This is a genomic window from Streptomyces sp. SID10853 (genome assembly GCF_010548145.1).
Classification (GTDB): domain Bacteria; phylum Actinomycetota; class Actinomycetes; order Streptomycetales; family Streptomycetaceae; genus Streptomyces.
The window spans coordinates 1-9,898 of record NZ_JAAGLN010000251.1 but is presented as its reverse complement, the minus strand read 5'-3'; the positions used below and the strand labels follow the sequence as shown (position 1 = coordinate 9,898).

Below are 9,898 nucleotides of genomic sequence, written 5' to 3'. Positions count from 1 at the left end.
TGCCCCGCCCGCGGCCGGTGTTCGGCCACGGGACGCAGGTGGTGCTGGCCGGTCCGGACGGCCGCGACGAGCTGCGGCTCTTCGGCTGCTACCACCCGAGCCGGCGCAATGTGAACACCGGCCGGCTGACCCGCCCGATGCTGACGGCGGTGTTCCGCGAGGCGGCCACCGCCGCGGGGCTCCCGCTCCCCGGGCCTCCGGGTGCCACCCCCGGAAGCGGCCGGGGAGACGGCCCCGGGGCCTGACGGGTCCGGCACCCGCCCCAGGCGGTCCCCGTTCTCACCTGCGGAGACCCGCGGTGGCACACTGGCCGCGGTCCGCCGAAGGAGCAGCCACCATGCCGATGTTCCGCACCCTGCGCCGTGCCGTGCGGCTCCCGCACCAGCGCACGGTCGTCGACCTCAGCCACCCCGCCCGCTCCCCGCTCGGCAGCGCGGTCGTCAACTGCGTGGTCTATCTGGACGGCGTCCGGCAGTCGGGCGACTGCCCGGCCGACGAGGCACTGCGCCGGGTCAGGGCGGAGGGCAGCGGCTTCGTCTGGATCGGGCTGCACGAGCCGCAGCAGCCGGAACTCGCCTCACTCGGGGAGCTGTTCGGGCTGCACCGGCTCGCCGTCGACGACGCGCTGCTCCCGCATCACCGCCCCAAGATCAACACCTATGGCGACATGCTCTTCACCGTGCTCAAGACCGTCGGCTACGTCGAGCACCAGGAGCTGACGGCCACCAGCGAGATCGTCGACACCGGAGAGCTGGCCGTCTTCACGGGCGCCGACTTCGTCCTCACCGTCAGCCGCGGCCGGCACGGCTCGCTCGGCCCGCTGCGCGAGGCGCTGGAGGCGGACCCCGGCCAGCTCGCCAAGGGCCCGGCGGCCGTGCTGCACGCCATCGCCGACCATGTCGTCGAGCGGTACGCCGCTGTCGCCGACACCATGCAGAACGACATCGACGCCGTCGAGTCGAAGGTCTTCTCGCAGCATGTGGCGAGCACCGACGCCTGGCGCATCTATCTGCTCAAGCGGGAGCTGATGGAGTTCAGGCGGGCGGTGGTCCCGCTCTGCCGCCCGCTGGAGAAGCTGCTCACCCGGCAGCCGCTGCCGCTGATGACCCAGGACATCAGGACGTACTTCCGCGATGTGGCGGGCCGGATCGACCGGATCGCCGAGCAGACCAGCGCGTACGACGCGTTGCTCGACTCGGTTCTCCAGGCCCATCTGGCGCAGGTGGGCATCGAGCAGAACGAGGACATGCGGAAGATCTCCGCGTGGGCGTCCATCCTCGCCGTACCGACCATGGTGTGCGGGGTGTACGGCATGAACTTCCAGCACATGCCGGAGAAGAGCTGGGAGTACGGCTACCCGCTGGCGCTGGCCGTGATCGCGGCGGCCTGCCTGATCATGTACCGGGGCTTCCGCCGCAACGGCTGGCTGTAGCTCCCCCGGGCCCACGCCCACGCCCGCGCCTGCCCCTGCCTTGCCCTTGCCCCGCGCCTCCCCCTTCGCCTCGCCCCCTTTTGCCGCTCCCGCCGCGCCCCTACCCCGCGCTGCCCGCGTGCTCGATGGGGTGGCTCCATGCCTCGTACGTCGACTGCGGCTGCGGCGGCTCCAGCGGTTCCTGCGTCTCACTCGGCCGCACGGCACCGAAGCGGGTCCAGCCCCACGCCTGCATCGCGCCCTTCGCCGCCTCGTTCCCCGGCTCCACCAGGGACGCGACCAGCGCCGCACGCGAGCGCACCAGCAGCTGGTCGACCAGGCGGGTGGCGATCTGCTGCCGCCGGTAGGACGGCTGCACCATCAGCTCGGCCAGCACGAAGACCTGTCCGGACGCGGTCAGCTCCTCGACGTCCACCGGAAGCGCGCCGCGGAAGCCCTCCCAGAGGTCGCCGTCACGCTCCAGGACGTAGCCGTACGCACAGCCGGCCAGCGACGGACCGTCGGCGACCATCATGTCGAAGCCGGGGCGCTGCATGTCCTCGGCGAAGCGCTCCAGGAACTGCCGGCGGTCGTGGAACTCCTCCCCGGGCGACCCCCGGTACGCCTCGACGTAGGTGTCCGCGACGGCCTCCCGCTGCTGTTCGGCCTGCCATCTGGTCAGGCGGCGCATGAAGACCTCTGCCATGTGTTCCTCCCGGTTTCCGGCCATCGTCTCAGCGCTCGGCGATCAGCGAAACGGATAGTGCAGGATCCGGCCCCCGCCCTGACACGCGGGCGCAAGGGACGGTGGGCCGAGTGGTCCCGGCGCGCGGCGGAAATGGCCGAATGGCGTCGTCCGGAGTGCGGGGTCCCGGCCGGTGGCTTCCCCTGGATACGTGATGGGCGAAGGCGCGGAGGGACTCGACGGGCGACGGGCCCGGGCCGCCGCCCCCGAGGGGCGCCCGGGCCACCGGGTGCGGTCGTTCTTCGCCGTTGTGCTGATCGTGGTCGCCGGGATCCTCACCCCGGTCGCCACCGTCGCCGTCTGGACCCGCGACGTCATCGGCGACACCGGCCACTACGTCGCGCTGATGCGCCCGCTGGCCTCCGACCCGGCCGTGCGGTCGGCCGTGACCGACCGTGCGACGGACGCCATCATGAAGTACGTCACGGTCGACGCGCTGCTCAAGTCGGTCCCGTCCGCCGAGCGGGCCAAGATCAGGCTGGCCCTCGGCGCACTGGACCGGCCCCTCACATCGGGGCTCAGGAACCTGGTGCACAGCACGGTCGAGGACTCCGTCGACAGCGGCGAGTTCACGCCCGTCTGGGTCCAGCTCAACAGGACCGCGCACACCGCCGCCGAGAAAGCCCTGACCAGCGACCGCGGCAGTGCGCTCACGATCGATCTGGCACCCGTGACCGAGGCCGCGAAGAAGCGGCTGGTGGACAGCGGGCTGACCCTCGCGTCGAAGATCCCCACGGAGCACACCCGGTTCACCGTGCTGGACTCCCGGGCCGTGGGCCGGGCACGCACCGCCTTCCGGCTGCTGCGGATCGGCGGGCTCTGGCTGCCGGTCGTGACCCTGCTGCTCGCGGCGGCCGGTGTGCTCCTCGCGGTCCGCAGACGGCGCGCACTGGTCACCGCGGCCCTGGCGGTGGCGGTCGGCGCGCTGCTGCTCGGCCTGACGCTCGCCGTCCTGCGCAGCCTGTATCTGGACCGGCTGCCCGCCGACATCCCGGAGCCTGCCGCGTCCGCCGTCATCGACGCGCTGACGGCCTTCCTGCGGACGGCGGTCCGCATGACCGCCGTCGTCGGTGGGGTGGTGGCGCTCGCCGCCTGGCTGGGCGGCTCCGGCCGGATCCCGGTGCGGGTGCGGACCGTGTGGCGGGGCTCCATCGGCGCCGTACGCGACGCCATGGGCCTGCGCACCGGGCGGGCCGGGCTCTGGGTGCTGCGCGCCAGGACCTGGCTCGACCGGACCGTGGTGGCGGTCGCGCTCGCCGTCTATCTGGTCTGGGACCGGCCCACCGCGGGCGTCGTGGTGGGCATCGTCCTGTCCGCGCTCATCGCGCTGGCGCTGGTGGAGCTGGCCGCCGACGACGGGACGCCCCGCCCGGCCGGCGGCGGCCGGACGGCAGACGGTCCCACGCCGTCGTGAGGTCAGACCCGGAGATCGGTCCCCGAGGTCAGTCCTCGTGCGTATAGAACAGGTAGAACGTCGCGATCAGGGCGCCGATGCCGAACCCGGCGCCGATGAACGACGACGACAGCACGCTCGATCCGGTCATCGAGTACAGGAACCCCATCGCCCCGCCGATGAGCACGCCGTACCCGGCCGCCCTCGCCTCCTTGGGCAGCGAGTGCTGGATCCGGCCGAAACCGAAGGCCAGCAGGGCGAGCACCAGCCCCGACACGATGCTGAGCACCGTCTTGGCGGTGCTGAAGACATGGCCGGAGCTGAGGATGAACGCCGTGTACAGGCCGTAGACGATGCCGATGAGCAGGGGGACGCCCACGGCGGCCGCGGGGAGGTGCCGGTGGGCCGACGGGCGCCGATGAGCCGGCCGGTGTCCGTGGAGCGTGCTGGGTGTGGCCATGGCAGATTCCTTCCGCTCGCCCTCTCCCCAGCGGACACCCGCGACGGCCACCCGGCAACTCGTACGGCGTAACAGGACGGCGGAACGGAACGGCGCCCCGGCCGTCCGTCGGCCGTCCACGCCCCCGCGCGTGCCCGGGCGGTGCCCAGGGGCGCACGCGGCGGATGAAACCCGCACGCCAGGACGTAGTTTGTTGCCATGGGTGACACGGTCGGCAGCAGAGCAGACGCACGGAAGAGGCAGTCGCTGATCTCACCGCCGGAGTGGCTGATCCGGGGGCTGCGCCCGCAGTCGGCGCCGATCCCACGGGCCGCCGCGGTCCGCGCGAGCATCGCCCTGGCCGCACCGCTGGCCGTCGGTCTCGCCGTGGGGCAGCCCCAGTACGGGGCGCTGGTCGCCATGGGCGCGCTCTCGGGTGTCATCGGCGACACCGCCGACGCGTACCGGATGCGGATCTTCAACATCGCCGTGCCGCAGTGCTTCGGCGCGCTCGGCGTCATGCTCGGCACCCTGGTGTACGGCGACGGCTGGACCGCGGTGGCGGTGCTCACGCTGGTCGCGCTGGTCTCCGGGATGATCTCCACGATCGGCGCGGTGGCGTCCGTGTCTGGGCTGCTGCTCCTGCTCAACTCCGTGGTCGGCGCGGGCCTCCCGATGCCGGGGCCCTGGTGGAAGGCACCGCTGCTGCTCTCGCTCGGCGGGCTCTTCGTGCTGGTGCTCGCGCTGCTCGGCTGGCCGCTTCGGGCGCGGGCCCCGGAGCGTACCGCTGTCGCCGCGACCTACCGCGCCGCCGCCGAACTGCTCGCGGCCGCCGGCACGAGCGCGTACGACGTCAGACGCCAGGCCGTGACCGCCTCGCTCAACGCCTCGTACGACCTGATCCTCGCCCGGCGCGCCCACTACCACGGCCGCAGCACGTCCATGGTGCGGCTGCTCGGCCGGCTCAATGTGCTCGTTCCGCTGATCGAGGCGGCCGCCGCCGCCCATCTGCACGGCCGCGCCTCGCGCCGCCCCGAGATCGCCGCCGCTGTGCGGGACTTGGCCGATGTGGTCGCTTCGGGCCGCTCCGGCGCGGTGCCCGACCTGGTGCTCCCCGAGCCCGAGGGCCCCGCCGACCGCGCGATGAACGCGGCGCTGCGGCACGCGGCCTCCGTGGTCGGCGAGTCGGACACGGACGGCCCCGACCACTACGGCGCCGACGACCGGCTGGGCCGGCCCGCCGCCCTCGGAGTACGGGCCCGCAGAGCCGCCACGACCGTGCTGCTCTCGCCCGCCTCCTGGCGTTACGGGCTGCGGCTCGCGCTCTGCATCGGCCTGGCGCAGGTGCTGGTGTCGGTGGTGAGCGTGCCCCGCTCGTACTGGGTCGCGCTGACCGTCACCTTCGTACTCAAGCCGGACTTCGGCTCGGTCTTCTCGCGGGCGGTGCTGCGGGCGCTCGGCACCGCGGTGGGGGTGCTCACGGCCGCACTGGTCCTCGGGGTGGTGCCGCGCGGCTGGTGGGACGTGCCGGTGATGGTGGTGCTCGCCGCACTGATCCCGGCGGTCTCCGCGAACGGGTACGCGTTCCAGACCGCGGCCATCACCCCGGTGATCCTGCTGATCTCCGACCAGCTCAACCATCTGGGGTTCCATCTGGTGCTGCCCCGGCTGCTCGACAGTCTGATCGGCTGCGGGATCACCCTGGTCGCGGGCTATCTGCTCTGGCCGGAGAGCTGGCACACCCGGATCGGCGACCGGCTCGCCATCGCGGTCGAGGAGAGCGCGCGCTACGTCGAGTGCGCCTTCGGCGGGGGAGACGGATCCGGCCGGACGGCAGGCGGCGGTACGGGGGAGCGGGATGCGCCGGGGCCGCCGGACGCGCCCGGTATGAGGGACGCGTCCGGCACGAGAGGCGCGGGGGAAGCGGCGGACGTGCCGAGCCCGCCGGGCGACCACGCCGACCGGGCGCGGCTGCGGCGGCGGCTCTACCGCGATCTGTCGGTCGTACGGACGGAGTTCCAGCGGGCCCTCACCGAGCCGCCGCCGACCGGGAAGCGGGCCGCCGCCTGGTGGCCGCTGGTCGTCGCTGCGGAACGGATCGTGGACGCGACGACGGCCGCCCGGGTACGCGTCGACCACGGGGCCCGGCCGCCCGCGCCGGAGGAAGTCCGCGATGTGACCCGGGAGTTGCGTGAGCTGGCGCACGGGCTGCGGTCGAGCCCGACGCTCGTGCAGGTGGAGACCCGGATCGAGGGCGACGACGAGGGCGTACTGGCCCCGCTGCGCCAGGAGGTCGTCGCGGCACGGGAGATCGCCTCACCGCAGCGGTGAGACAGGCCGGTTCAGACAGGCCGGTGAGACAGGCCGGTGAGACAGGCCGGTGAGACAGGCCGGTGAGACAGGCCGGTTCAGACAGGCCGGTTCAGACAGGCCGGTTCAGACAGGCCGGTGGCCGGCCGCCGGGGCCCCGGAGACGGCGGAGCCGGGCCGGGAGAAGGCGGGACCGGCCCCGGAGACGGCGGGGCCGAGCCCGGAGACGGCGGAGCCGGGCCGGGCATGGCCCGGCCCGGCTTTTTCCGCCCCGGCAGGTCACCCGCACCCGGCATCGTTGACGACGCCGGGTGCGGGGGTGGGGGGCCGACGCCGGGGAGGTGGCGTCAGGGCACTGGCATATCAGGGTCGCGCGGTGAGGAGCCGCAGCCGTGTCAGGAGTGGCGCGCCACGTTCGCCTTGGCCAGGGCCTTGGCGAAGCCGTTCGCCCACAGGGAGTCGACCTGGGCGCGCTCCTGCGCGTCGGGCTGCCGGTTGGTGCAGGACGGGCCGGGGCCGCCACCCGACATCAGCTCGGTGCACGGGCCGCTGTAGTCGTCGGGAAGGCCGAGCACATGCCCGGTCTCGTGGGCGGTGACGCGGATCGAGTCGTACTCCTGGGTCTGCGCGTGGTCCAGGAAGATGTAGCCGCTGCCGTGACCGTCCGTCGAGGCGTACGAACCCTGCGGGTCGTCGCCCTCACGGTAGGAGAAGTCGGCGCCGGACGAGCCCGCCTGGAGCTTGACGTTGGTCTCGGCCGCGTTCCATATCTGCGCGCTGGCCGATATCTGGCTCTGGTAACTGGGCGCGGCCGAGGCGTCATAGGTGATGGTGACGGACTTCAGCCCGGGGTGCGCCGCCTGCTTCTTGGCGACCGACTTCATGACGGCGTCGAAGAACGCCTTGTTGCCCGCCTCCTGCTTCGCGCTCGTGTAGTGCTGGGCGCCCTGCTGCGCGGCGTGCGGCACAGGGGCCTGTACGGAGGTGGCCGCCTGGACCGGGGCCGCGGTGCCGAGGGCGGCGGCGATGCCGAGGCCGAGGATCGCGGACATCGCGGTATTACGGTGCTTCATGTGGGGGGCTCCTACTCGTCCGGTGTGGGGGTGAACGGGTGGTACCGGAGAGTGTGCTGTGCGGGCGCCCCGCCGGGATGATGGCAACTGGCGATAACTTGGGGCTATCGGTGCGGGTTTGATGGTCTGGTGCGGCCCCCGACGCGGCCCTACTCTCTGGTTGCATGGACCTTGAGGTGCGGCATCTCCGCGCACTGTGCGCCATAGCGGACACCGGCAGCCTCCACCGGGCGGCCCGTGAACTGGGCATGAGCCAGCCCTCGCTCACCACACAGCTCCGCCGGATCGAGAACTCCCTGGGCGGGCAGCTCTTCTCCCGCACCCGCACGGGCTGTCGGCCCACCCCGCTGGGCCGCACCGTACTCAGCCGCGCCAGGCCACTGATCGACGAGATGCGTTCACTGGTCACCGAGGCGAAGGCGGCGGCGGCGCGTGCGGCCGGGCCCCGGCTGCGGATCGGCGCGACGGCGAGCCGCGCCATCCCCGGCTGGCTGCGCAGACTGCGCACCCGGCTGCCGGACACCGAGACCTCGCTCCATATGGATGTGTCGGCCAACGCCCTGCTGCGCCTGGTGGCATCGGGCCAGCTCGACGTGGCGTTCGTGCACGAGGTGGAGGGGTGCCCGCTGCGCGTGCCGGACGGCCTGGAGGTCCGTGTCCTGGTCGAGCGCGAACCGCAGTCCGTGACACTGGCCGCCGACCACCCGGCGGCCAGCGACGCGGTGGTGAAGCTGGCCGACCTGGCGACGGACCAGTGGATGGTCGACCCGACCGTGGACGGCGAATGGGACGGTATGCGCCGGATGCTGCGCGCGGCGGGCCTCAATCCCCGGGTGCTGCACGGCGATTACCTCACGGCGTTCGCCCTGGTCGCCTCCGGCGAGGTGGTCACGGTCTGCCAGCCGACCACCAGACCCAGGCCCGAACTGGTGATAAGACCACTGCACGGGGACCCTCTCGGGGTGCGGCTGCTGCTCGCCGCACGGTCGGGTACGGATGAGGCGGAGCTGGACGTGGTGTACGAGGAGCTGGCCGCCGCGTACGGGGAGTTGCTGTAGACCTGCTGCTGACCGGCTGAAGACCAGCACCGCCCGGAGCGTGTCGTCACCGAGGGTGAAATCGTGTTCCCCGTGGAGCCACCGGGGAGTCCGGGTGGCGTCGGCCCGGTACGCCTGCCGGGCCTTCCGCGTACCATCCGCTGCCATGGGCTCCGAACTGGTCGTGGATCTGCGCACGCTGCCGCTCGCCTCGCTCGACGATTTCTGGGACGCGGTGACCCGGCCGTGCGGGCTGCCCGACTGGTTCGGCAGGAACCTCGATGCCTGGTGGGACGTGGTGGAGACCCGGGGCGTATCGGAGAAGGTCGACGCGCACGGTCTGCTGGTCGTACGGGCCAGAGCGACCGGGCTTTTCGCTCCCGGGCAGCCGGACGGCGCACGGCTTTCCGCACTGTTCGCCGACACGACCCGCGCACGGCTCGACCTGGAGCCCGACCCGGCGGCGTGAGTTCTACCCTCTGCTGAGACCGGCCCTTCGGGGCCGGTCGGTCCAAGATCGCTGACGGCGGTCGCTAACCTTACGTGTCCGCCCTGGCCAGGGATCGACTCCCGTCGGCGCGGACTTGTCTCGTACTCGACTCTGCGAATCATTGCGAAAGGTCTCGCCCATGGGCATTCGGAGCTTGCTGCGCAAGGTGTTTGGACGCGACCGCGTGGAGTCCGGTGAGCCGTCGGCGGCCACGACCGTTCCGGCGCAGGCCGAGCGCACGTCGGCGTCGGCGAAGACCTCTGCGGAGTCGTCGCAGTCCTCGCAGTCGTCGTCGGAGAAGGCGGCGTCGGAGAAGGCGGCGTCGGCGGGCGAAGCGGCGGAGGGTGCGGCGTCGGAAGGCGCCGCATCGGAAAGCGCTGCGTCGGAACGGGCCTCGTCCGAGGGCGGGTCGTCGGAGAAGCCGCGCACGGTGTCGCTGCCCGCGCAGGCCGACAAGGCGTCGACCTCCGTACCGGCCGCCGAGAAGACGGTGCCGAAGCCTGCTCGCAGGTCCGGTCCGGGGATCGCGTCCGACTTGGTGGCGGAGGCTTTCGACAACCCGAAGCGGAGGTCGGCCGAACCGACGGTGCCGGCCCAGGCGAAGGCATCGGACGAGACCGCACCGGAAGCGGAGCCGGAGGTAGAGCCGAAGAGCGAGCCGGAGTCCGCTCCCGTCGTGTCCGAGGACGCACCGGTTGCCGCTGAGGCGACGGCTGTTGAGCCGGAGAAGGCGGTCGAGCCGGAGACGGCGGTCGAGCCGGAGACGGCTGTCGAGCCGCAGGCCGCTGAGGCAGCCGATGCGGCGTCGGCCGAAGCAGAGGCGGAGCCCGCCGCCGAGGCCGAGCCGGAGACCGCGACCGCGGAGCCCGTCACGGAGACGGAGCCCGAGGCTGTCACCGAGCCGGGAACGACCCTGTCGGCCGTGCCGGAGGAGGCCGCCCCCGCCGAGGCCGAGGGCGAGGCCCCGGCCCCGGCCCCCGCCGAGGCGGAGCCGGTCGCC

General features: G+C 72.8%; 8 protein-coding genes and 2 pseudogenes. 7 read left to right on the top strand and 3 right to left on the bottom strand.

What is annotated here, in order from left to right; all coding sequences use genetic code 11:
* Nucleotides 1-245: pseudogene (locus tag G3I19_RS30740) on the top strand (hypothetical protein); the annotation flags it as partial.
* A gap of 92 nt (nt 246-337) precedes the next feature.
* A complete protein-coding gene (locus tag G3I19_RS30735; RefSeq protein WP_203600690.1) occupies nt 338-1,432 on the top strand; it encodes a magnesium and cobalt transport protein CorA in 1,095 nt (364 codons plus the stop codon).
* Between the two features lie 100 nt (nt 1,433-1,532).
* Here G3I19_RS30735 and G3I19_RS30730 read toward each other — a convergent pair whose 3' ends face one another.
* Nucleotides 1,533-2,117 (bottom strand): GNAT family N-acetyltransferase, encoded by a 585-nt coding sequence (locus G3I19_RS30730; RefSeq protein WP_164266998.1) that lies wholly within the window; start codon nt 2,115-2,117, stop codon nt 1,533-1,535.
* Nucleotides 2,118-2,289: 172 nt separating this feature from the next.
* Between G3I19_RS30730 and G3I19_RS30725 the strand changes: the two genes are divergently transcribed.
* Nucleotides 2,290-3,570: a hypothetical protein gene (locus G3I19_RS30725; protein ID WP_164266997.1), complete on the top strand. Its 1,281-nt coding sequence runs from the start codon at nt 2,290-2,292 to the stop codon at nt 3,568-3,570.
* 28 nt (nt 3,571-3,598) lie between these two features.
* On the opposite strand, the gene G3I19_RS30720 is transcribed toward G3I19_RS30725, so the two are convergent.
* Entirely contained in the window at nt 3,599-4,009 is a 411-nt protein-coding gene (locus G3I19_RS30720) for a hypothetical protein (RefSeq protein WP_203600688.1), read from the bottom strand.
* 198 nt (nt 4,010-4,207) lie between these two features.
* Between G3I19_RS30720 and G3I19_RS30715 the strand changes: the two genes are divergently transcribed.
* On the top strand, nt 4,208-6,319 hold the full coding sequence (locus G3I19_RS30715; RefSeq protein WP_164266996.1) for an FUSC family protein: 2,112 nt from the start codon (nt 4,208-4,210) through the stop codon (nt 6,317-6,319).
* Between the two features lie 374 nt (nt 6,320-6,693).
* Here G3I19_RS30715 and snpA read toward each other — a convergent pair whose 3' ends face one another.
* Nucleotides 6,694-7,371, bottom strand: coding sequence for a snapalysin (snpA, locus tag G3I19_RS30710; RefSeq protein ID WP_164266995.1), 678 nt, complete (start codon nt 7,369-7,371; stop codon nt 6,694-6,696).
* A gap of 164 nt (nt 7,372-7,535) precedes the next feature.
* On the opposite strand from snpA, the gene G3I19_RS30705 reads away from it, so the two are divergent.
* The 3 genes and pseudogenes from G3I19_RS30705 to G3I19_RS30695 all read left to right on the top strand — a co-directional run.
* Nucleotides 7,536-8,429, top strand: coding sequence for a LysR family transcriptional regulator (locus tag G3I19_RS30705; protein ID WP_164266994.1), 894 nt, complete (start codon nt 7,536-7,538; stop codon nt 8,427-8,429).
* Nucleotides 8,430-8,574: 145 nt separating this feature from the next.
* Nucleotides 8,575-8,877 carry a barstar family protein gene (locus G3I19_RS30700; protein WP_164266993.1) on the top strand — a complete coding sequence of 101 codons (303 nt, stop codon included), beginning with the start codon at nt 8,575-8,577 and terminating at the stop codon, nt 8,875-8,877.
* 160 nt (nt 8,878-9,037) lie between these two features.
* Nucleotides 9,038-9,898: pseudogene (locus tag G3I19_RS30695) on the top strand (hypothetical protein); the annotation flags it as partial.